At 67.9% G+C, this 22,014-nt stretch carries 20 protein-coding genes and 1 pseudogene; 12 read left to right on the top strand and 9 right to left on the bottom strand.

Going from position 1 to position 22,014, the window contains the following annotated elements; genetic code table 11:
* Positions 1–96: 96 nt before the first annotated feature.
* On the bottom strand, positions 97–2,748 hold the full coding sequence (locus tag SPI01S_RS08815; protein ID WP_218017587.1) for an Rne/Rng family ribonuclease: 2,652 nt from the start codon (positions 2,746–2,748) through the stop codon (positions 97–99).
* Positions 2,749–3,240: 492 nt separating this feature from the next.
* Here SPI01S_RS08815 and SPI01S_RS08810 point away from each other — a divergent pair, with 492 nt between their 5' ends.
* The 7 genes from SPI01S_RS08810 (at position 3,241) to SPI01S_RS08780 (ending at position 12,729) form a co-directional block, all read left to right on the top strand.
* On the top strand, positions 3,241–4,155 hold the full coding sequence (locus SPI01S_RS08810; protein WP_245653519.1) for an N-acetylmuramoyl-L-alanine amidase family protein: 915 nt from the start codon (positions 3,241–3,243) through the stop codon (positions 4,153–4,155).
* 65 nt (positions 4,156–4,220) lie between these two features.
* Positions 4,221–6,722 carry a penicillin-binding protein 1A gene (locus SPI01S_RS08805; protein ID WP_066721273.1) on the top strand — a complete coding sequence of 834 codons (2,502 nt, stop codon included), beginning with the start codon at positions 4,221–4,223 and terminating at the stop codon, positions 6,720–6,722.
* Positions 6,723–6,803: 81 nt separating this feature from the next.
* Positions 6,804–7,931 (top strand): peptide chain release factor 2, encoded by a 1,128-nt coding sequence (gene prfB, locus SPI01S_RS08800; protein ID WP_066721271.1) that lies wholly within the window; start codon positions 6,804–6,806, stop codon positions 7,929–7,931.
* A gap of 32 nt (positions 7,932–7,963) precedes the next feature.
* Positions 7,964–8,701 carry a class I SAM-dependent methyltransferase gene (locus tag SPI01S_RS08795; protein WP_066721486.1) on the top strand — a complete coding sequence of 246 codons (738 nt, stop codon included), beginning with the start codon at positions 7,964–7,966 and terminating at the stop codon, positions 8,699–8,701.
* Positions 8,702–8,883: 182 nt separating this feature from the next.
* Positions 8,884–11,802 carry an isoleucine--tRNA ligase gene (ileS, locus tag SPI01S_RS08790; RefSeq protein WP_066721269.1) on the top strand — a complete coding sequence of 973 codons (2,919 nt, stop codon included), beginning with the start codon at positions 8,884–8,886 and terminating at the stop codon, positions 11,800–11,802.
* Positions 11,799–12,323, top strand: a complete 525-nt coding sequence (gene lspA, locus SPI01S_RS08785; RefSeq protein WP_245653518.1) for a signal peptidase II — start codon at positions 11,799–11,801, stop codon at positions 12,321–12,323. The genes ileS and lspA overlap by 4 nt, the downstream gene beginning before the upstream one ends.
* On the top strand, positions 12,316–12,729 hold the full coding sequence (locus SPI01S_RS08780) for a DUF3035 domain-containing protein (RefSeq protein WP_066721267.1): 414 nt from the start codon (positions 12,316–12,318) through the stop codon (positions 12,727–12,729). Before lspA ends, SPI01S_RS08780 begins: the two co-directional genes overlap by 8 nt.
* Before the next feature lie 124 nt (positions 12,730–12,853).
* Here the strand turns inward: SPI01S_RS08780 and SPI01S_RS08775 are convergent, their stop codons facing one another.
* From SPI01S_RS08775 to SPI01S_RS08760, 4 genes are all read right to left on the bottom strand, one after another.
* Entirely contained in the window at positions 12,854–13,639 is a 786-nt protein-coding gene (locus SPI01S_RS08775; protein WP_066721265.1) for a TorF family putative porin, read from the bottom strand.
* Between the two features lie 218 nt (positions 13,640–13,857).
* Positions 13,858–14,322 carry a RidA family protein gene (locus SPI01S_RS08770; protein WP_066721263.1) on the bottom strand — a complete coding sequence of 155 codons (465 nt, stop codon included), beginning with the start codon at positions 14,320–14,322 and terminating at the stop codon, positions 13,858–13,860.
* A 42-nt stretch (positions 14,323–14,364) separates the two neighbouring features.
* The gene (locus tag SPI01S_RS08765; RefSeq protein WP_066721261.1) at positions 14,365–14,976 is read right to left on the bottom strand and encodes a hypothetical protein; all 612 of its coding nucleotides are present in this window, start codon (positions 14,974–14,976) and stop codon (positions 14,365–14,367) included.
* Positions 14,973–15,239 carry a DUF3572 domain-containing protein gene (locus tag SPI01S_RS08760; RefSeq protein ID WP_066721259.1) on the bottom strand — a complete coding sequence of 89 codons (267 nt, stop codon included), beginning with the start codon at positions 15,237–15,239 and terminating at the stop codon, positions 14,973–14,975. Before SPI01S_RS08760 ends, SPI01S_RS08765 begins: the two co-directional genes overlap by 4 nt.
* Before the next feature lie 33 nt (positions 15,240–15,272).
* On the opposite strand from SPI01S_RS08760, the gene SPI01S_RS08755 reads away from it, so the two are divergent.
* Complete coding sequence (locus SPI01S_RS08755; protein ID WP_066721257.1) at positions 15,273–15,650, top strand: response regulator; 378 nt, start codon at positions 15,273–15,275, stop codon at positions 15,648–15,650.
* Positions 15,651–15,740: 90 nt separating this feature from the next.
* Here the strand turns inward: SPI01S_RS08755 and rpmG are convergent, their stop codons facing one another.
* The gene (gene rpmG / locus SPI01S_RS08750) at positions 15,741–15,908 is read right to left on the bottom strand and encodes a 50S ribosomal protein L33 (RefSeq protein ID WP_010125625.1); all 168 of its coding nucleotides are present in this window, start codon (positions 15,906–15,908) and stop codon (positions 15,741–15,743) included.
* A gap of 252 nt (positions 15,909–16,160) precedes the next feature.
* Between rpmG and SPI01S_RS08745 the strand changes: the two genes are divergently transcribed.
* A complete protein-coding gene (locus SPI01S_RS08745) occupies positions 16,161–16,655 on the top strand; it encodes a Dps family protein (RefSeq protein WP_066721255.1) in 495 nt (164 codons plus the stop codon).
* Positions 16,656–16,704: 49 nt separating this feature from the next.
* Here SPI01S_RS08745 and SPI01S_RS08740 read toward each other — a convergent pair whose 3' ends face one another.
* Both SPI01S_RS08740 and SPI01S_RS08735 read right to left on the bottom strand, forming a co-directional pair.
* Entirely contained in the window at positions 16,705–17,031 is a 327-nt protein-coding gene (locus tag SPI01S_RS08740) for a hypothetical protein (protein WP_066721253.1), read from the bottom strand.
* An 80-nt stretch (positions 17,032–17,111) separates the two neighbouring features.
* On the bottom strand, positions 17,112–17,939 hold the full coding sequence (locus SPI01S_RS08735; RefSeq protein WP_066721251.1) for a metallophosphoesterase: 828 nt from the start codon (positions 17,937–17,939) through the stop codon (positions 17,112–17,114).
* A gap of 120 nt (positions 17,940–18,059) precedes the next feature.
* Between SPI01S_RS08735 and SPI01S_RS08730 the strand changes: the two genes are divergently transcribed.
* The 3 genes and pseudogenes from SPI01S_RS08730 to SPI01S_RS08720 all read left to right on the top strand — a co-directional run bounded on the left by SPI01S_RS08730 (position 18,060) and on the right by SPI01S_RS08720 (position 21,357).
* The gene (locus tag SPI01S_RS08730; protein ID WP_066721249.1) at positions 18,060–19,637 is read left to right on the top strand and encodes a cisplatin damage response ATP-dependent DNA ligase; all 1,578 of its coding nucleotides are present in this window, start codon (positions 18,060–18,062) and stop codon (positions 19,635–19,637) included.
* Between the two features lie 182 nt (positions 19,638–19,819).
* Positions 19,820–19,957 (top strand): annotated as a pseudogene (locus SPI01S_RS23340) (hypothetical protein); the annotation flags it as partial.
* Between the two features lie 245 nt (positions 19,958–20,202).
* Positions 20,203–21,357, top strand: coding sequence for a sensor histidine kinase (locus tag SPI01S_RS08720; protein WP_066721245.1), 1,155 nt, complete (start codon positions 20,203–20,205; stop codon positions 21,355–21,357).
* Here SPI01S_RS08720 and SPI01S_RS08715 read toward each other — a convergent pair.
* Positions 21,354–21,998: a DJ-1/PfpI family protein gene (locus SPI01S_RS08715; protein ID WP_066721241.1), complete on the bottom strand. Its 645-nt coding sequence runs from the start codon at positions 21,996–21,998 to the stop codon at positions 21,354–21,356. The two genes, SPI01S_RS08720 and SPI01S_RS08715, sit on opposite strands and share 4 nt — an antisense overlap.
* Positions 21,999–22,014: the final 16 nt, after the last annotated feature.

Here is a 22,014-nt window from a genome sequence, read left to right as displayed (position 1 = left end):
ATACTCCCGGGGACTCGTTCAAAGGGCTGCCCTGGCAATAACGCCCTGAACCAACATTGAAAGTCCCGGCGCGACACGTCGCGCCGGGGATCTTCCTCAGGCGCCGAAGGTCCGCTGCCACCAGCCGCGACGGGGCTGGCCGTCTTCGGACGATGTGTCGGCTGCGGGCGCTTCATCGGCGTCCGCTTCCTTGGCATCGTCCTGCGCGATCGGAGCTTCGACGGCAGGCGCTTCCGGCGCCGCTTCGGCTGCGGCATCCGCCTTCTTGCGACGCGTGCGTTTCGGCTTGGCAGGCGCTTCTTCAGCCGCCGCCTCGACGACGACCGGTGCGGCGTCCGCCTCGACGTCCGCCTTCTTGCGACGGGTGCGCTTCGGCTTGGCCAGCGCTTCGTCGGCCGGTGTCGCTACCGCGACCGGCGCTTCTTCCGCGGGTGCGGCTTCGGCATCGGCCTTCTTGCGGGTGCGCCGCTTCTTCGGCGCGGGTGCTTCGGCTTCCGCCTCTACAGCTTCCGGTGCAGGCGCGGCTTCGGCGACGGGCTCAGGCGCGGGGGCCTCTGCCTCGGCATCGACCGATTCGTCGGCCTCGTCCGAAGCCTGCTCGGCGCCCTCCTCGCCGGCACCGCGACGACCGCCGCGACGGCCGCGACGACGGCGCTTGCGGTTGCGCTCGCCTTCCTCGCGCTGGGCGGCGGTTTCCTCGGTCTCGGCTTCCGCCTCGACTTCGGCCGGTTCGGCCTCGTCGGCTTCACCCTCGGCGCCTTCGGTCTCGGCCTGCTCGTCCTGGCCTTCGCCTTCCTCGCGACCACGACGGCCACGACCGCGACGACGACGACGGCGCTTGCCCCGGCCTTCGCCGTCACGCTCGGCACGCTCGGGGCGTTCGCCACGCTCGCGCGGCTCGGCGGTTTCGGCTTCCGCCTCGACCTCCAGCTCTTCTTCTTCTTCCTCGATTTCCTCGACGAAGTCCTCTTCCGGCTCCTCGATCAGCGGCTCGATCTTCGGCGCATAGGCCGGCGGCGGGCCCGAGGCCTCGACGGTCATGCGCGCGCCTTCCAGCTCGCCGTCCGCCGCGACTTCGATCATCACGCCGTAGCGATCCTCGATCTCGGCGAGTTCGCCGCGCTTCTTGTTGAGCACGTAGAAGGCCGCTTCCTGGCTGGCGCGCAGCAGGATCTCCGAGCCGCGGCCGCGGGCGGCCTCGTCCTCGATCATGCGCAGCGCCGACAGGCCGGCCGACGAGGCGGTGCGGACCAGGCCGGTGCCCTCGCAATGCGGGCAGGTGCGGGTGGAGGCTTCGAGCACGCCGGTGCGCAGGCGCTGGCGGCTCATTTCCATCAGGCCGAAGGGCGAGATGCGGCCGACCTGGATGCGGGCGCGATCGTTCTTCAGCGCCTCCTTCATCGCCTTCTCGACCTTACGGACGTTGGACGAATGATCCATGTCGATGAAGTCGATCACGACCAGGCCCGCCATGTCGCGCAGGCGGAGCTGGCGGGCGATTTCCTGGGCGGCCTCGAGGTTGGTCGCGGTCGCGGTCTGCTCGATATTGTGCTCGCGCGTCGAGCGGCCCGAGTTGATGTCGATCGAGACCAAAGCCTCGGTCGGGTTGATCACCAGATAGCCGCCGGACTTAAGCTGCACCACCGGGTGGTACATCGCCGACAGCTGCTCCTCGACGCCGGCGCGCTGAAACAGCGGCACCGCATCGGCATATTGCTTCACCTTGCGCGCATGGCTGGGCATCAGGAGCTTCATGAAGTCCTTGGCCTGGCGATAGCCGTCCTCGCCCTCGACGATCACCTCGTCGATGTCGCGGTTGTAGATGTCGCGGATCGCCCGCTTCATTAGGTCGCTGTCGCCATAGACGAGCGCGGGCGCCGACGAGGTCAGCGTCTTCTCGCGAATCTCGTCCCACAGGCGGGCGAGATAGTCGAAGTCGCGCTTGATCTCGGTCTTGGTGCGCTGGAGGCCTGCGGTGCGGACGATGCAGCCCATCGAGGCGGGCAGCTTGAGGTCCGCCATGATGCCCTTGAGGCGCTTGCGATCGGCGGCCGAGTTGATCTTGCGCGAGATGCCGCCGCCATGCGCGGTGTTCGGCATCAGCACGCAGTAGCGGCCGGCGAGGCTGAGATAGGTGGTCAGCGCCGCACCCTTGTTGCCGCGCTCTTCCTTGACGACCTGGACCAGCAGCACCTGGCGGCGGCGGATCACGTCCTGGATCTTGTAGCGGCGGCGCAGGTTCATGCGGCGCTGGCGCAGCGCCTCGGCCTCGTCGCCATTGGCGCCGCGACCGCGACGGCGGCGGCCGCCCTGCGGCGCATCCTCGCCTTCCGACGCCTCTTCGTCGTCATGGCCGCGCTCGACCATTTCGACGCCGTCTTCATGGTCGTCGTGATCATGGTCGTGGTGATCGTCGTCGTCGTCCCCATCGGCCTCGCGCAGCGCCGCTTCCTGCGCGGCGTGCTCGGCCTCTTCGCGCAGCAGTGCTTCGCGGTCTTCCTTGGGGATCTGGTAATAGTCGGGGTGAATTTCCGAGAAGGCGAGGAAGCCGTGGCGGTTGCCGCCGTAATCGACGAACGCCGCCTGCAGCGACGGTTCGACGCGGGTCACCTTCGCGAGATAGATATTGCCCTTGAGCTGCTTGCGCTCAGCGGACTCGAAGTCAAATTCCTCGATTCGATTCCCTTTGACGACGGCCACGCGGGTTTCCTCCCGGTGGCGTGCGTCGATCAGCATACGCATGGTCATTTATGATTCTCCGGGCGCGCCGGCACAGTTCCTCGAAGGAATGGGGCGCGAGCGCGCGATACAAGAAGCGCACCCGGCGACCGGCGAGGCCGATCCGGGTGGCGCGGGTTTCAAAAACTGCTGTTGCTGCACGGGCACGAGCGGACCGGCGGTCCCCTTGCTCCACCATCGCCACGCTGCCGGCCGCGAGGGCCTGGCGATGCGGACGGTGGGGAAATTGCCTCATGCGAACGTCAACCTGAACTGTCGCGACAAAAGAAGCGTCGCGGGCCTTATCCGGCGCAGTGCCGGAAGCTTATCCTGCCTAGCACCGCTGTGTCGTTGCGGCAACTGGGCGCAGATGGGCAAGATTTCATTCCCCGGCGGCACAAAGCTTTTCCGGGAATTTCGATCCCTGTCGCTAGCAGATGGGGCTTAGCGCGCGGTTAACCAAACGAGTCGGGTCGATTTCCGGGCTGGACCATGCGGCGGGACGCGCGGCATAGCCGCGCGGTGTCGTGGATCTTGGTTCTGCTTGCCGGGTGGCTCACCGGTGCTCCCGGCTGGGTGTTCCTGGCGGAATGCGTGCGCATCGAGCAGGCCGCGCTGGTCGTCTCGGCGGATCCCCTGGAGAACGGGCAGGGGCTTCGCTTCGCCTTCGGCACACCGGATTACAGCGTCAGTCTAGCGATGCCCGTGCCGGTGCCGGCGGCGGGCGGCGTGCCGCTTCCGCCCGTGCAGGGCGCGCCGGGGCTGCCCCTGGTGGTGCTCGACCCGGGGCATGGCGGGCGCGATCCCGGGGCTCCCGGCCTCGACGGGGCGACGGAGAAGAGCCTGACGCTTGCCGCCGCGCGAGCCATCCGCGATGCGCTGCTCGCCTCGGGCCGCGTCCGCGTGGCGATGACGCGCAACGATGATTCGTTCGTGCCGCTGCAGCAGCGGACCGATATCGGCCGCCGGCTGGGCGCGGCGTTGTTCCTTTCGCTCCACTGCGACAGTGCGGCGGACCCGCTCGCCTCTGGCGGCACGCTCTACACCCTCTCCGAAGTCGCCTCGGACAAGGAGGCGGCGCGAATGGCGGCGCGCGAGAACCGCGCCGATCTGCTCGCCGGCGTCGACCTCGGGAGCGAACGGGCGGACGTCGCCTCGCTGCTGATCGATCTCGCCCAGCGCCGCACCATGGGCGTGTCCGCGCGCTATGCCGACCTGCTCGCGCGCGAGGTTGCGCCGGCGATGCGGCTGCACGTTCGGCCACGACGGATGGCGGCGCTGATGGTGCTGAAGGCGCCCGACATGCCCTCGGTGCTGTTCGAACTGGGCTATGTCTCCAACGAAGACGATGCCCGTGCGCTCGGTTCGGCCGAGGCGCGTGCACGGCTCGCCGCGGCGGTGCGCCGGGCGACCGAAATCTTCCTCGCCACGCGCTGAGCCGGGACAAGCGCCGGGCGCGGCTCCCTTTCTTCCGGGCGAAAAGGTGCTACACCGCGCGCCGCATGGCCGACGGCGACACTCCCCAAACCATCCGCCTCGAACGCGCGCCCGGCCGCTGGGCGCGGTTGCGGCGCCGTTGGTGGTTCCGCACGCTCGCGATCCTGGCGCTGCTCGCCGGGCTGGTGGTGTTCCTGGTCTGGCTGCTCGTCGCGCGCGACCTGCCCTCGGTGAACACGCTGCGCAGCTATGAGCCGCAGCTGCCGAGCTATGTCCGCTCGGCCGACGGCACGCCGATCCACGCCTATGCGCAGATGCGGCGCGTGCAGCTCAGCTACGACGAATTCCCGCCGCTCCTCGTCCGCGCCTACATGGCTGCCGAGGATCGCACCTTCTTCTCGCACCATGGGCTCGATTTCCCCGGGCTGGTGCGCGCGGCGGGCGAGGGGCTGATCCGCGGCAAGACGCCGCGCGGCACCTCCACCATCACCCAGCAGGTGGTGAAGAACATCGCGGTCGGCAACAAGGCGACCTACACCCGCAAGCTTCGGGAGGCGATCCTCGCCTGGCGGATCGAGGACACGCTCACCAAGCCGCAGATCATGGAGTTGTACCTCAACACCATCGAGCTGGGGCGCAATTCGGGCGGCGTGGCGGCGGCGAGCGACGCCTATTTCGGCAAGCCGCTCGACAAGCTGACCCTGGCGCAGATGGCCTATCTGGCGATCCTGCCCAAGGGGCCGGCCAATTACGATCCCGATCGCAACACCCAGCGCGCGCTCGATCGCCGCAACTGGGTGCTCGGCGAGATGCTGCGCAACGGATTCATCAACCAGGCGCAGCATGACGCGGCAGTGGCGTCGCCGCTCGGCACCGTGCCGCGCCAGACCCCACGCTTCGAGCGGGTGGGCGGATATTTCGTCGAGGAAGTGCGCCGTCAGCTGTCCAAGCAGTTCGGCGACAGCCGCGAGGATGGGCCCAACAGCGTCTTCGACGGCGGGCTGTGGGTGCGCAGCTCGCTCGACCCGCGGCTTCAGGCCTATGCCCAGCGCGCGCTGCGCGACGGGCTGCTGCGCTTCGATCGCGGGCGTGGCTGGTCCGGGCCGCTCGGCAAGGTGCAGTTCGAAGGCGATGGCTGGTATTCGGCCTTCGCCTCCAGCAATGTCGGCGTCGATTACGACGATTGGCGCGCGGCAGTTGTGATCGCGCGCGACTCGCAGGGTGCGCGGCTCGGCTTCGACAATGGCGAGACCGGGACGCTGGCCGCCGGCGCCGCAGCGATGCCGATCCGCGGCAAGGGCGGCCACGCCTTCGACGCGATCAAGGTTGGCGACATCCTCGCGGTCGCCCCCGAAGGCGGGGCGTGGAGCCTGCGGAGCGTACCCAAAATCTCCGGCGGCATGGTGGTGGAGGATCCCGCGACCGGCCGGGTGCTGGCGATGCAGGGCGGGTTCGATTCGCGGCTCCAGTCCTTCAACCGTGCCACGCAGGCGGCGCGCCAGCCTGGTTCGACGATCAAGCCGATCGTCTATGCCGCCGCGCTCGAGAACGGCATGACGCCCGCCTCGATCGTCGTCGATGGGCCGTTCTGCGTGTGGCAGGGTGCCGGACTCGGCAACAAGTGCTTCCGCAACTTCGGCAATGCCCGCGGTGCGGGCCCGCACACGCTGCGCTGGGGAATCGAGCAGTCGCGCAACCTGATGACCGTCCAGATCGCCAACGCCACCGGCATGGACAAGGTGGTCGACGTGATCCAGCGGCTGGGCGTCTCGAAGAACCGGCTGCCGCCCTATCTCTCCTATGCGCTGGGCGCGGGCGAGACGACGGTGCTGCGGATGGTCAACGCCTATTCGATCCTGGTGAACCAGGGGCGCGCGCTGAACCCGACGCTGATCGACTTCGTCCAGGATCGCCGCGGCCGGGTGATTTTCCCGGCCGGCTGGCGCGCCTGCCCGGGCTGCAACGCCCGGGACTGGGACGGCAAGCCGATGCCCCGCCCGATCGTGCGCGCCCGCCAGCTGATCGACCCGATGGTGGCCTATCAGATGGTCCACATCACCGAAGGCGTGATCCAGCGCGGCACCGCGACCGTGCTGCGCGACCTCAACCGGCCGATGATGGGCAAGACCGGCACCACCACCGGCCCGACCGACGTGTGGTTCGTCGGCGGTACGCCGCAGATGATCGGCGGCCTGTATCTCGGCTACGACACCCCCTCGAACCTGGGCGGCTACGCGCAGGGCGGGGTGATCGCCGCGCCGATCTTCAAGGAATTCGCGGTGCCCGCCTATGCCGGTCTGGAGCCGCTGCCGTTCACGGCGCCGCCCGGCATTCGCATGGTCCGCATCGATCGCGGCAGCGGCCGCCCCGTGCAGGGCGGCTGGCCGACCGACGATCCGCTGGCGCCGGTGATCTGGGAGGCCTTCCGTCCCGATAGCGATCCGCGCCGCACCCGTCGCACCGCGGGCGAGGAAGCGGCCCCGGCTGCCGCGGCCGCGCCGGTGCAGCGCAAGGCCGATCGCCAGGGCGATAGCGATTTCTTGCAACAACAGGGCGGAATCTACTAGCGAGGCCGCCGCACCCTATATGGCATGGAATCGCCGCATCGTTCGTGGTGCGGCCAGCGGTTACTTCGGAAGGTTTGGAACATGCGCGCTGAAGCGCAGGCATATGTCGACAAGATCAACGCGGCCCTCGCGCTGCTGCGCCGCTCGCTCGACTGGGACCGCGCGCTGCGCCGCCTGGACGAGCTGAACGCGCGCGTCGAGGATCCGACGCTGTGGAACGACGCCAAGAAGGCGCAGGACGTGATGCGCGAGCGGCGCCGGCTCGACGAATCGATCTCCGCCACCCGCGCGATCGAGAGCGAGCTGAGCGATACGGTCGAGCTGATCGAGATGGCCGAGGCCGAGGGCGACGAGGAAATGGCGGTCGACGGCACCGCCAGCCTGCGCCAGCTCGCCGAGCGCTCGGAGGGCGACAAGGTCAAGGCGCTGCTCTCGGGCGAGGCGGATGCCAACGACACCTATGTCGAGATCAACGCCGGCGCCGGCGGCACCGAATCGAACGACTGGGCCGAAATGCTCCAGCGCATGTATTCGCGCTGGGCGGAGCGGCACGGCTACAAGGTCGAGCTGGTCGATTACCACGCCGGCGAACAGGCGGGCATCAAGTCGGCGACGCTCTTGTTCAAGGGCGAGAACGCGTACGGCTATGCCAAGACCGAGAGCGGCGTGCACCGCCTCGTCCGCATCAGCCCGTTCGATTCGAACGCGCGCCGCCAGACCAGTTTTGCCAGCGTCTGGGTCTATCCGGTGATCGACGACAATATCGACATCGAGATCAACGAAAGCGAACTGCGCATCGACACCTATCGCGCCTCGGGTGCGGGCGGGCAGCACATCAACACCACCGATTCGGCGGTGCGCATCACCCACTTGCCGACCGGCATCGTCGTGCAGTGCCAGAACCAGCGTTCGCAGCACAAGAACCGTGCCGAGGCCTTCAACCAGCTCCGCGCGCGGCTGTACGAGCGCGAACTCGCCGAGCGCGAGGCGGTGGCCGACGCGCAGAACGCGACCAAGACCGATATCGGCTGGGGCCACCAGATCCGCTCCTACGTGCTCCAGCCGTACCAGCTGGTGAAGGACCTGCGCACCGGCGTGACCTCGACCGCGCCGAGCGACGTGCTCGACGGCGATCTCGACAGCTTCATGGCCGCCGCGCTAGCACAGCGCGTGACGGGCGAGGCCGTCATGGTGGAGGATGTCGATTGAGCTTGGCTGCGCGGCCGCTGTTGCTGGGCGTCATGCTGCTGCTCGCGGCATGCGACGGCAGCCCGCGGGGGCCGCGCAACGAGCGCCATGATCCGGCCAATTCGGGCTTCCCGGCGGCGGACCGGCCGGTGGCGACGATCGTCTCCTCGCGCTGGTCGAGCGAGGAAGAGCGCGACCGGCTGAACGAGGCGGCCAAGGTGATGGACCTGGCCGGCATCAAGCCGGGCATGACCGTCGCCGATATCGGCGCGGGCGAGGGCTATTACACGATCCGCCTCGGCCAGCGCGTCGGCGCGAAGGGGCGGGTGGTCGCCGAGGATATCGTCCCCGATTATATCAGCCAGCTCGCCACCCGCGTGGTGCGCGAGAAGCTGGACAATGTCAGCGTCCGGCTGGGCCTGCCCGCCGATCCGCGGCTGCCGGAGAACAGCTTCGACCGCGTGCTGATGGTCCACATGTACCACGAGATCGAATCGCCCTACGAATTCCTGTGGCGGTTGCGGCCGTCGCTGGCGCCGGGGGGCCAGGTGGTGGTGGTCGATGCCGATCGCGCGACGGAGAATCACGGTACGCCGCCGGCGCTGCTCCAGTGCGAGTTCGCCGCGGTGGGCTATGCGCAGGTCTCGATGCGACCGATGGCGTCGGCGGGCGGATACATGGCGGTGTTCGAGGCACGCGGGGCGCGGCCCGAACCCGAAGCGATCCGTGCCTGCAAATCCGGCGCGCGCGCCAAGGCGGTGACGGTGCAGCCCAACGGCGCGCACGAGTAAAGAAAATCCGTTTCCTCCCCCGCCAGGGGGAGGTGGCAGGCGCAGCCTGACGGAGGGGGAGGATGCCAGAACCTCCCGGCCGTCGTGCTTCCTCGCCTGGCGGGGGAGGAAGCACGGTGCGGCAAGGGCCGCTAAGAGCGGGGATGACTTCCCTTCGCACACCGGCTAATCCCGCGCGACCCATGACCGAAGCATCCGACACCCAGCGCGACTGGCGCGACACCGTCTTCCTGCCGAAGACCGATTTCCCGATGAAGGCCGGCCTTGCCGCCAAGGAACCGGCGATCCTCGAGCGCTGGGCGAAGATCGGCCTGTACCAGAAGCTGCGCGAGGCCCGCGCGGGCCGCGAGCGGTTCATCCTGCATGATGGCCCCCCCTATGCGAATGGCGACATTCACATGGGCCATGCGATGAACAAGGTGCTGAAGGATATCGTCGTCCGCAGCCAGAGCCTGATGGGCAAGGACGCGCCCTACATCCCCGGCTGGGACTGCCACGGCCTGCCGATCGAGTGGAAGGTCGAGGAGGCGTATCGCGCCAAGAAGCTCAACAAGGACGAAGTCGACCCCGTCGCCTTTCGCGCCGAATGCCGCGCTTATGCCGAGAAATGGGTGGCGGTGCAGCGCGCGCAGTTCGAACGGCTGGGCGTGATGGGCGACTGGGACGACCCCTATCTCACCATGAAGTTCGACGCCGAGGCGCGGATCGCGGCCGAGCTGCTCAAGTTCGCCGAGAGCGGCCAGCTCTATCGCGGCGCCAAGCCGGTGATGTGGTCGCCGGTCGAAAAGACCGCGCTGGCCGAGGCCGAGGTCGAGTATGAGGACATCATTTCGACGCAGATCGACGTGGCGTTCGAGATCACCGAGGCGCCGAACGCGCCCGAGCTGGTCGCCGCGCATGCGGTGATCTGGACGACCACGCCGTGGACGATCCCGGTGAACCAGGCGCTCGCCTATGGGCCTGAGATCACATACATGGTCATCCGCCCGATGTATGCGGATGACGCTGAGCCGCATTTGCCGAAGCGATTGCTTGTCGCTGATGTGCTTCTCGAGTCCGTTCAACGGCGTCTCGGCTTCATTGATCAGGCGGTTGATTGGGTTGGGGTCGGCTCCGAGCTCGCCGGCGCCACCGCCCGGCACCCGATGCACGCGCTCGGCGGGTTCTTCGCCAAGCCGCGGCCGTTCCTGCCTGGCGAGTTCGTCACCACCGATGCGGGTACCGGCCTCGTCCACATGGCGCCGGATCACGGCGAGGACGACTTCCTGCTGTGCAAGGCGCACGGCATCGACCCGGTGTTCGCGGTCGATGGCGCGGGCATGTACCGCGCCGACTGGCTGTGGCTGGGCGGCCAGGGATCGGTGATCAACAAGAAGTTCACCAGCGCCGAAGGCCCGATCTGCTCGGACCTGCGCGCCGCAGGGGCCCTGCTCGCCGCCTCGGACGACTTCCAGCACAGCTATCCGCACAGCTGGCGGAGCAAGGCGAAGATCATCTTCCGCGCCACGCCGCAGTGGTTCATTCCGATGGACAAGCCAACGCCCTCTCCCCTTGTGGGAGAGGGAAGGGGCCCGCTCGCGCAAGCGAGTGGGAAGGGTGAGGGGGACTTATCCGCCACACCCGACACTCCCCCCCACCCTTCCGCGCCTTCGGCGCTCCCTCCCTCTCCCACAAGGGGAGAGGGAAATATGCCCACGCTCCGCGGCATCGCGCTAGACGCGATCGAGCAGACCCGCTGGGTGCCCGAGCGCTCGATCAACCGCATCCGCGCGATGGTGGAGGGCCGCCCGGACTGGGTGATCAGCCGCCAGCGCGCCTGGGGCGTGCCGATCGCGCTCTATGTGAACCGCGCCACCGGCGACTATCTGCGCGACCCCGCAGTCAACGCCCGCATCCTCGACGCCTTCCGCGCCGGCGGGGCCGATGCCTGGTTCCAGGCCGACCACCAGGCGCTGCTCGGCCCCGACTACCGGCTCGAAGACCATGAGGTCGTCACCGACATTCTCGACGTGTGGTTCGACAGCGGCTCGACCCACAGCTTCGTGATCGAGGCGCGCTACGGCGAGGGCGTGCGCGCCAACCTCTATCTCGAAGGCTCGGACCAGCATCGCGGCTGGTTCCAGTCGTCGCTGCTCGAATCGGCAGGGACCCGCGGCCGGGCACCCTATGACGCGGTGCTCACCCATGGCTTCGCGCTCGACGGCCAGGGCAAGAAGATGTCCAAGTCGCTCGGCAACGTGGTCGATCCGCTGAAGATCATCGGCGAGAGCGGCGCGGACATCCTGCGCCTGTGGGTCGCGCAGACCGATTATTTCGACGACGTCCGCATCGGCAAGGAAGTGCTGGCCGGCACCGGCGACGCCTATCGCAAGATCCGCAACACCTTCCGCTATCTGCTCGGCGCGCTCGACGGCTTTGCCGATGCCGAGACGGTGGCGGTGGCCGACATGCCCGAGCTGGAGCGCTATGTGCTCCACAAGCTGGCAGCGCTCGATACCGAGCTGCGCTCGGCGGCGGAGGCGTTCGAGTTCAACCGCTATGCGCGCGCGCTCGGCGATTTCATGAACGAGGACCTCTCGGCCTTCTTCTTCGATATCCGCAAGGACTGCCTGTACTGCGACGCGGAGAGCGATCCCAAGCGCCGTGCCTATCGCACGGTGCTGGACGTGCTGTTCCACGCGCTGGTCCGCTACGCCGCGCCGATCCTGGCCTTCACCGCCGAGGAAGTGTGGCAGGCCCGTTTCCCGAGCGAGGACGGTTCGGTGCACGAACTGGAATGGCCGGTGCTGCCGGAAGGCGCGTCGGTCGAGCATGACTGGACCGCGATCCGCGCGCTCCGCCAGACGGTGACCGAGGCGATCGAGCCGTTGCGCCGCGAGAAGCAGGTCCGCTCCAGCCTCGAGGCCGAAGTGACGGTGCCGAGCCTGCCGATGCCGGCGGCGCACCTCACCGAGCTGTTCATCGTTGCGAAGGTCGATTCCGCCGCCGATGTCACGGTCACGCCCACCGAGCGCCACAAATGCGGCCGGTGCTGGCGCCATCTTCCCGAAGTGACGCAGGATGGGGCATTGTGCGATCGTTGCGCAAAGGTGGTGTCATGATGAAGTCCGTACGGATCTATGGCTTTGCCGCGGCGCTGGCCGTGTTCGTGCTCGACCAGCTGACCAAATATATCGTCACCGGCCCGCTCGGGCTGGTGGTGCAGAATGATTCGGTCACGATCGCGCCGATCTTCGACCTGCGGTTCGTCAAGAATATCGGTGTGTCGCTGGGCCTGCTCTCGGCGAACAGCCCGACGATGCGCTGGCTGCTGGTGCTGATGACCGCGTGCATCGCCATCGGCGTCTGCGTGTGGATGCTGCGCGAGAAGAAGACCGGCGACGTCGTCGCGCTCGGCCTGGTGCTGGGCGGCGCGTGCGGCAACATCCTCGACCGCTCGCGCCTCGGCTATGTCGTCGATTTCGCCGATCTGCATTTCGGCGAGTGGCGCCCCTTTTTGGTCTTCAACGTGGCCGATGCGGCGATTACCGTGGGTGTGGTGATCCTGCTGCTTCGTGCCCTGCTCGTTCGCGACAAGAACCCCAAGTCGCCTGCCCCTGTGGAGAAGAAATTCAATGCGTAAGTTGATCCTCGTCGCGACCGGCGTCGCCCTGGTGGCCTCGCTGTCGGCGTGCGGCAAGAAGGGGTATGATCGGGCGCGTCCGGACGAGTTCGCGGTCGCCCGCCAGGCACCGCTGGTGATCCCGCCCGATTTCTCGCTGCGTCCGCCGCAGCCGGGTGCCGCCCGCCCGCAGGATACCAACCCGTCCGACCAGGCGCTGGAAGCGTTGTTCGGCGGCACCGCGGCGCGCAGCCCGGCGGAGACCGCGACGCTCGACCAGGCCGGCGCCGCCAGCGCCGACGCGGGCGTGCGCAGCAATGCCGGCAGCCCGGCGACCACCGTGGTCGACAAGGGCACGACGACGCAGGACATCCTCAAGTCGCCCCAGGGCGACAACAAGGACGCGAGCGTCAAGACGCCGCAGTAACCTTCGCCCTCCGGGCAATGAAAAAGCGCCGGTCCGCATCGTGCGGGCCGGCGCTTTTCTTTTGGTGGTCGCAAGGGCGGGGCAATCGGGAGCGGACCCCCGCCGCTCCCGCGCCCCCCGGCGATCAGAAGCTGACGCCCACCGAACCCAGGATGCTGCCCTTGGCGGCGTCGTGCCCGCTCGGCGTGATCAGCGAGGCGTCGGTATCGACATAGGCTACACCGAAGGTGAGCGCCTTGTAGGTAACCGCGGCGCCCAGGCTCCAATCGGTATATTCCTTGCCGATCGCCAGCCAGTCAGGCCCGAAGGTGTGGCCGATATGGGCGGTGAGGCTGACCGGCGTCTTCGGGATCGCGGCGGAGAAGTCGCCGGCGATATAGACATTGTCCTGCTTCGGCGTCTTCGGGTCGGCCCCCTGGTCGAGCTCCAGCGCCTTCTGCTTCGGCGCATAGTTGACCGTGCCCTTCGCGGTCACCGGGCCGAACGCGTAGGAGACCGAGGCATAGGGCTCGATGAAGTCCGAAGAGGTGTGGTCGCCGCCGGGGCGGGTGCCCGGATAGACATAATAGAGTGCGCCGACGTCGACCGTGATGCCGTTCGAGAAGCCGTGCTTGTACCCGGCGATCAGGTCGATTTCCTGGTGCGCGGTGCCGTGCGCGGTCACGTAATTGTCGACCGACGAACCCCAGAAGCTGACGTAGAAGCCGGAGGCGTGGCTGACCGTCGCGCCGCCCTGTACTGCGAAATTGCCGTCGGTCTGCGAGATGCCGCGAAACTTGTAGTCGCTGATCAGCGTCGCGTTGCCGTTGATCGTGATGGTGGGAGCCGGGGCCGTAGCCGCCTCCTGTGCCAGCGCAGGTGCGGTCGTGGCGAGCAGGAGCGCGCCGAGGCTGATGGAGGAGAAGCGCATGGAGTCCCTTTCATTGCTAATAAAGGATCCTGCCTGCTGCACCTGGCATCGCATGATATTGGACTCTGCGGCCCCGCGACTTCCAGTTTGCAACGAAACATTGCCGGACGGACCCGGCCGCGCGCAACAGCCTTCGCGAGAAGCCCCGCGCTTTGTTACATAGTGTTGCTATGGGGCCACAGGCACCCGCAGGCATGCGCCGGCGGGTGCCCGAGGAATCAGACGAGTTCGACGATCGCGTCGACTTCGACGGCTGCGCCCAGCGGCAGGGCGGCGACGCCCACGGCGCTGCGGGCATGGCGTCCGGCTTCGCCGAACAGCGCCTGCATCAGCTCCGACGCACCGTTCGCGACCTTGGGCTGGTCGGTGAAGTCGGCGGTCGAGTTGACGAACACGCCCAGCTTCACCACCCGCTTCACGCGCGAGAGGTCGCCGTCCAGCGCCTTCTTGATCTGCGCGACGAGCATCAGCCCGCAACGCTGTGCCGCCTCGGTGCCGAAGGCGATGTCGCGGTCTTCGCCGAGACGGCCGGTCATCAGCGCGCCGTCCTTGAACGGCAGCTGGCCCGAGATGTGGAGCAGCCCGCCGGCGGCGACGGCCGGGACATAGGCGGCGACGGGAGCGGCAGCCTCGGGAAGGGCGAGGCCAAGCTCGGCGAGCTTGCGATCGATGGCAGTGGTCATGCCCGGACCCAACCACCGGCCACGGGCAGGGTCAAGGCCCCGTCAGGCCCCGGCGAAGCGCTCGAGGATCCAGGTCTCGGCCGCGCGCCAGTCGTCGATGCGGGCATGGGCGTGCGGGGCAGGGGGCACCTTGGGCGCAAGGCTCGGCTCGGCGACCATGTGGAGGCGGAACACGTCCGGCGCATGCTTCGCGACCGATTCGTGGTGGACGGCGAGGTCGTCGACGAACACCGCGACCGGTGCGCCATGCTCGGCCACCAGCTTCGCGACGGGCGCACCCTTGCCGCCCTGGTTGCACTCCACCCGGTGGACGATGCCGTGATTCGCCAGCTGGGTGATGCGATGGTCGCGGCAATGGTCCTGAAGGTTGGTCAGCACGACGATATCGGCCACCTCGGCGATCCGTCCCAGCACCTCGCGCGCATGCGGCACCAGCGTCTGGCGCTCCATCTCGGCGGGAAAGAAGCCGTCGAGCAGCGCCCACATCTCCTCTGGCGCAAGTACGCTGCCATCGCCGCGGCGGCGCATCGATTCAGCGAAATCGCTGCCGTTCAGCGCAAAGTCGATTGCATGGGTGTCGCCCAGCCATTCGCCGAAATGCCGCACCATGTGCAGCAGGACCTCGTCGCAATCGGTGATGAGCAGGGGTTTCATGCGCGTTCCAGCTGGCGGCGGGCATCGACCAGCGCCGCGGGGGGAAGATCGAGCGCGTCGGCGCAGGCGATCAGATCGGGTTCGTGGGATTCGAGAAAACCGAGCGTTGCGGCAAGCAGGGCGGGTTCGCCCGCGCGGGCGCGCAACGTCGCCGGATCGAGGCCGGTGAGGTCGAGCAGCCGCCCGGCTCGGCCAGAATCACTGAGAATCCAGACGAGTGCCTGCAGCGCTACCGTTTCGGGATTTGTCACGTCGCCCGCCATCGCTTAACACCCCCCGCAGAGTAGAGGTAGCGCGTGCCAAAAAGAGTACTCGTTGTCGAGGACAACGAACTGAACCTGAAGCTGTTCTGCGACCTGTTGCGCGCGCACGGCTATGAAGCCGAGCCGGTACGCGACGGGCGCGAGGCCGTGCCGACGGCGCACCGTTTTCGGCCGCATCTGGTGATCATGGACGTGCAGCTGCCGCACGTGACCGGCTTCGAACTGATCGGCCTGATGCAGGCGGACCCGGTGCTCGGCCGCATCCCGATCATGGCGGTGACCGCCTATTCGAGCCATGAGGACGAGGAGCGGATCCGCGCCGCGGGCGCGCGCTCCTATGTCGCCAAGCCGATCTCGCTGGCCCGATTCGTCGACCAGGTCGAAAAGCTGATGGCGGCGATCGACGAATAGGCGACCGATGCAGCGAAAACGCCGGACCCTGCAAAGGATCCGGCGCGATGCGATCAAACAGCGCGGGCGCGGCCTGCGCGCCCGGCGGCGTTACTTGATCTTCGCTTCCTTGAAGTCGACATGCTTGCGCACGACCGGATCGTACTTGCGGAAGCTCAGCTTCTCGGTCTGCGTGCGCGGATTCTTCTTGGTGACATAGAAGAAGCCCGTATCCGCCGTGCTGACGAGCTTGATCTTTACGGTGGTCGGCTTTGCCATGACCCGGAACCCTTGATTCGTGCGAAAAGAAAAGAGCGGCGCGCTTGTGGCACACCGCTGACAGGTGGGAGCGGATGCGCGAATCGCCCGTGAAAGTCAAGTGTGTTGGCGCCGCGAGGCCATCGCTGCCTATCGCGTCCTTCGATCAAGCTTATCGGGATAATCCATGGGTATGGCTGTTTTCCTGGGGGAACCCCACCCTATATCCCGATCGTTAGGGCAACGAATCGACCGCCTTCAGGAGGAACCCCCATGGCAGAAAACCCCGCACTCGCGACGCCGACCGACCTCAACCGCAACGACACCAAGAGCGTTGCCGATGCCCTGAACAGCGCGCTGGCGGACTGCTTCACGCTGTATTTCAAGACCAAGAACTTCCACTGGCACGTCTCGGGCCCGCACTTCCGCGACTATCACCTGCTGCTCGACGACCAGGCCGCGCAGATCCTCGGCGTTACCGATGCGATCGCCGAGCGCGTCCGCAAGACCGGCAACACCACGCTGCGCTCGATCGGCGACATCGCGCGCCGCCAGACGATTTCGGACAATGATGCCGACTTCGTGGCGCCCGGCGACATGCTCGCCGAGCTGCGCGACGACAATCTCAAGCTGGTCGAGAGCTTCCGCGCGGTGAAGGAAGCGGCCGAAGACGCCAAGGACAATGCCACCAGCGGCATCGTCGACGAATGGACCGACCAGGCCGAGGAGCGCGCCTGGTTCCTGTTCGAGGCCAGCCGCAAGGGCTGACCAGATACCGGCCGGCGCCGCCGCACGGCGGGCGCCGGCCTTTTGCCGCTTATTTGAGGGCGGCGAGGTCGGTTTCGACCTTCTTCAGCATCTCGTCTGTCAGCGCGCCGTTCGAGAAGGGCTGCACGGCCTTGAGGCTCATCGCCTTGAACTGGTCGAGCGCAGGGTGCGACGACAGGCCCGGAATGTCTGTATCGAGTACCGCCTTGGCCTTTTCGTCGGCAATCAGCGCTTCGATCGGCGTATCGAGGCTGAACTTGGCGGCGGCAGGCGCGGCGGCGGCAGGCGCTGCGGCGGCTGGCGCCGGGGTTTGCTGCGCCATGGCGGCGGTGCTCAGCATGGCGGCGGCAACCGCGCCTGCGACAAGAAGCTTCATCGGAAAGGCTCTCCCTGAACGGGCGCGACGCGCGCCCGGATGCGGAGGCTAGGTGCGAATTGCGGCAGCTTTGCGAAACCTCAACGCGCCACCCCGTCGAAGGTCAGCAGCCAGAAATCGGGCACCGCGCCGATCCGCATCGGCACCCCGCTGGTGCCGATGCCCGCCGTCACCAGCACGTCGCGACCCGGCTCGCGGATCAGCCCGCAGACATAGCGCAGGCCATAGTTGGACGAGGCGGTGATCGGTCCGATCAGCGGCGGCACGATCTGGCCGCAATGGGTGTGGCCGGCCAGCACCAGTGGATAGCGCGGGGGAAGCGACGGCGCGACATCGGGGGTGTGGCTCAGCACCACGGTCGGCCCCGGCAACGCCCGTGCCGCGCGGTCGAGCGCATGGACACGCAACTCCCCGTGATAGGGGTCGTCCGCGCCCGCGATGGTGAGCGGCCCCCGGCGGGTGGCGGTGTTGCGAAGCAGGGTGATGCCGGCCCTGGCGAGATAGGGCGGCAGGTCCGTCTTGTGCCACCCGGCATAGTCGTGGTTGCCGAGAACCGCGACCACGCCATAGCGCGCGCGCAACGCGGCCAGCGGCGCGGTCGCCTCCGCCGCGTCGTAGGTGCGCGTCGTGATCGTTCGCTCCTGCTCGAAGTCGCCGGCGATCAGGACGAGGTCGGGCTCGAGCGCGTTGATCTGCGCCACGATGCGGGCGAGCCGCGACGGCGGCGTCTCCGGCCCGGCGACGTGCAGGTCGCTGATCAGCACCACCCGCATCGGCGGCGCCTGGGCGGGCCAGTCGCGCAAATGCACGGTCATCCGCCGCACGACGGGATCGCGCATCGCGGTAGACAGGCCGAAGGCGATCACGCCGAGCAGAAACAGCAGGATCAGGACCAGGGCGCGCTTCATCGCCCCGTCCTAGGATAAGGACCGGCGATTTCGAAGCGTTGTTTGCTGCGCGTGCGAACGGCTCGACCAGCCGTCGCCTCGCCCTAGCGCCGATCGCCCGGGGTTCCCATCTATCTCGCCATGCGCGCTTTTGCCGACCTGCTCGACCGGCTGATCTACACCCGCTCGCGCAATGCCAAGCTCCGCCTGATCGGCGACTATCTGCGCGCGACGCCCGATCCGGATCGCGGCTGGGCGATGGCGGCGCTGACCGGCGCGCTCGATCTGCCGGCCGTCAAGCCGGCACTGCTCCGCGCGATGATCGAATCGCGCGTCGATCCCGTGCTGTACGGCATGAGCCGCGACTTCGTCGGCGATTCGGCCGAGACGATCGCCTTGCTGTGGCCCGAGCCTGCGGTGCCACCGCCCGAAAGCGCGCCGCTCACCCTCTCGCAGGTGGTGTCGACTTTGGCCGCGCTTTCCCGCTCCGATGCGCCTGGGGTGCTCGCGGCGATGCTCGACCGGCTGGAGGCGGACGAGCGCTATGCGCTGCTCAAGCTGGCCACCGGCGCGCTGCGGGTCGGCATTTCCGCGCGGCTGGCCAAGACCGCGCTCGCCCAGGCCTTCGGGCTCGACGTCGATGCGGTGGAGGAGGTGTGGCACGGGCTGCACCCGCCCTATGACCGGCTGTTCGACTGGGCCGAGGGACGCGCCGCGCAGCCGCGCGTCGAGGACGTGCCGGTGTTCCGTCCGTTCATGCTCGCGCACCCGCTGGAGGAAACGCAGGTCAGCCTCGCCGACTATGCGGCGGAGTGGAAGTGGGACGGCATCCGCGTCCAGCTGGTCCATGCTGGCGGCGAGACCCGGCTGTACAGCCGTGCGGGCGACGACATCACCCGCAGCTTTCCCGAAGTGGCGGCGGCGTTCGTAACGCCCGGCGTGCTCGACGGCGAACTGCTGGTGCGCGGCGAGGTGCAGGGCGGCGAGGCGGGCAGCTTCAACGCGCTGCAGCAGCGGCTGGGGCGCAAGGTCGTCTCGCCCAAGACGCTCGCCGACTTCCCGGCCTTTGTTCGGCTGTACGACATCCTGTTCGATGGGGGCGAGGATCTGCGCGAACTGCCCTGGCACGCGCGGCGGGAGCGGCTGGTCGCGTTCGTGCCGCGGCTCGAGTCGGAACGGTTCGATCTTTCCGCCGTCATCGATGCTGCCGATTTCGCTGCACTGGAGGAAATCCGCGCCGGCGCACGCGATGCAGCGATCGAGGGCGTCATGCTCAAGCGGCGCGATTCGCCGTACGTCGCCGGGCGCAGGGTGGGGCTGTGGTACAAATGGAAGCGCGATCCGCTCACCGCCGATTGCGTGCTGATGTATGCGCAGCGCGGCTCGGGCAAGCGCAGCAGCTTCTATTCGGACTTCACCTTCGGCGCCTGGACCGAGACCGGCGAGCTGCTGCCCGTCGGCAAGGCCTATTTCGGCTTTACCGACGAGGAGCTGAAATGGCTCGATCGCCATGTCCGCACGCACACCGTCAACCGCTTCGGCCCGGTGCGCGAAACCGACAAGTCGCTGGTGCTGGAAGTGGCGTTCGATTCGATCCACGAATCGAAGCGGCACAAATCAGGCCTCGCGATGCGCTTCCCGCGAATCGCCCGTATCCGCACCGACAAGCCCACCGCCGAGGCGGATACCATCGCGGGGCTGCGAAAGCTGGCGACCTGAGGGGCAAATTCCTTGGGGTGGATGCCAGCAGGTTGGCGACGCCGCATGCCGGTTCGTACAAGCGGGCATGGGCATGGGGGAAGTATCGCCACCGCAGCGCAGCGACGGCGCGCTGACCCAGCGCGAAAAGACGATGCTTCGGCTGTTGCTGGCGGGGCATACCGTCAACGAGCGGCTGCGCGATGCGCGACGTCCGCTGGGCGGAGATGGTGACGCCGGTCCGGAACCCGCTGGGCGCGCTGGTATCGCGCACGTTCCAATCGTGCTCAAGAGCCGGACGCTGCCGGGCGCCGGACGGCGACCATGAAATTCTCAAGCTCCAGACCGCCTTCGCCGATCGGCGCGACTCGGCGGAGACGGTGATGCTCGCGCGCGAAAGGCAGCGGCTGGCGCGTGGTCGGCTATTTCATCCGCTGATCGCCCCGGCATGCCTGGCCGGCATCGCACCCCTTAACCTCGATTGGCCGAAGGCTATTGGACAAGCCTTTGTCCGCAACGGTAAGACTTGCCTGGACAGCATCGCCTGCGACCTTCTCGTCGGCGATGCCCGTCACGGGGAGATTGCATGCCGACCAGATCGGGCTTCGAGTCCGAAGCGTTGTCGGAACGCTTCACCGGGCGTGATGCCCTGTTACGGCGCGTCGCGGGCGACGCATCGGAGGCATGGGTCCGGCAGGTCGCCGAGCATACCGCCCGTCAGAGCGACATCTTCGTTGAACTGATCAACAAATGCCCGTTCGGCATCTATCTGGTCGACGACGCGCTGACGATCGTCGCGATGAACGAGCGCAGCCAGGAAGGGGCCTTCCAGAATGTGCGGCCGGTCATCGGTCGCCCGTTCGAGGAAGCGATGCGCATCCTCTGGCCGGAGACGGTGGCGCAGGAGATCATCGGCCATTTCCGCACGACGCTGGAGACCGGCGAGCCCTATCGCTCGCACGCGTTCGTCGAGCCCCGCGCGGATCTCGACCAGATCGAAGGCTATGAGTGGGAGCTCCATCGTGCGCGCCTGCCCGAAGGCCGGCAGGGCGTGATCTGCTATTATTTCGACTCGACCGAGTTGCGCGAGGCGCAGCGGGCGCTCGCGGAAGCTGCGCGGCGCCAGCGCCTGCTGATCGACGAGCTCAACCACCGGGTGAAGAACATGCTGTCGGTCGTGCAGTCGCTCGCGCGGCAGACGATCGGCCGCAATCCCGATCCCGCCGCCGCGCAGCTGGCGTTCGAGGGCCGGCTCGGCGCGCTCGCCCGCGCGCATGACACGCTGACGCGGGTACATTGGGAGAAGGCCGAGCTGGCCGATGTGGTCGAAGGCGCGCTCGATTCGTGCGGGGTCGCCGATCGGGTGGAAACTCGCGGGCCGACGTTCTGGCTCGATTCGCGCATCGCGGTGACGGTGGCGATGGCACTGCACGAACTGTGCACCAATGCGATCAAATATGGTGCGCTGTCGAACGAGGCGGGTCGCGTCGATTTCACCTGGAGCGTGGAGCAGGGGCCGCCACCGCGGCTCCGCCTCGAATGGCGCGAGCGCGGCGGACCGGCGGTGACCCCGCCTGCCCGACGCGGCTTCGGCACTCGCATGCTCGAACGCGCGCTGGCCGGCGACCTCAAGGCGCAGGTGCGGCTCGACTTCGCACCCGAAGGGCTGGTCTGCACGATTGCGGCAGCCGCGCCTGCCCTGTTCGAGGGGCCGCCCGCGCCCGACAGGGACCGCGCCTAGGCGTTGGCGAAGCGGCCCGCTGCGTCGCCTGCGTTCGCCGCAGCGGGCAGAAATGGCGTGACGATGTCGAGGATGCGGGCGACGTAGGCGTCCTTCTCGCCGACGGGGGCGACATAGTGGAGCGCTTCCGCCGCCGCCGCCAGCGATCCGCCGCGCGCGAGCATCCAGGCAGCGAGATATTGCGAGGCCATGCATCCCCCGGCAGTCGCGACATTGCCGTGCGCGACGAACGGCGCGTCGATCACCGCGACGCCGGCATCGATCACCCAGGGCTTGGTGGTGAGATCGGTGCAGGCGGGGAGGGTGCCGATCAGGCCGAGCCTCGCCAGCAGCAAGGTGCCCGAACATTGCGCGCCGATCAGCTGGCGCTCCGGATCGAGCCGGATCTGCGCCAGCAGCGCCGCATCGGCGGCAATCTCGCGCGTCTTGCTGCCGCTGCCGATGATCACCGCATCGGCCTCGCCTGCGAAGGCAAGCGGGCGCTGGCGGCGGATCGTCACGCCGTTGAGCGATGTCACTTCCTCGCTGGGGGAAGTGATATGCGCGGCCCAGCCCTGGGCCCGCATCCGATTGAGGATCGCGGCCGCGACGAAGCTGTCGAGCTCGTTGAACCCGTCGAAGGTCAGAACCGCAATCTGCACGTGCTTCTCTCCAGCA

It is taken from the genome of Sphingomonas pituitosa NBRC 102491, from assembly GCF_001598435.1.
GTDB lineage: Bacteria > Pseudomonadota > Alphaproteobacteria > Sphingomonadales > Sphingomonadaceae > Sphingomonas > Sphingomonas pituitosa.
This window is presented reverse-complemented; position numbering and strand designations above follow the sequence as displayed.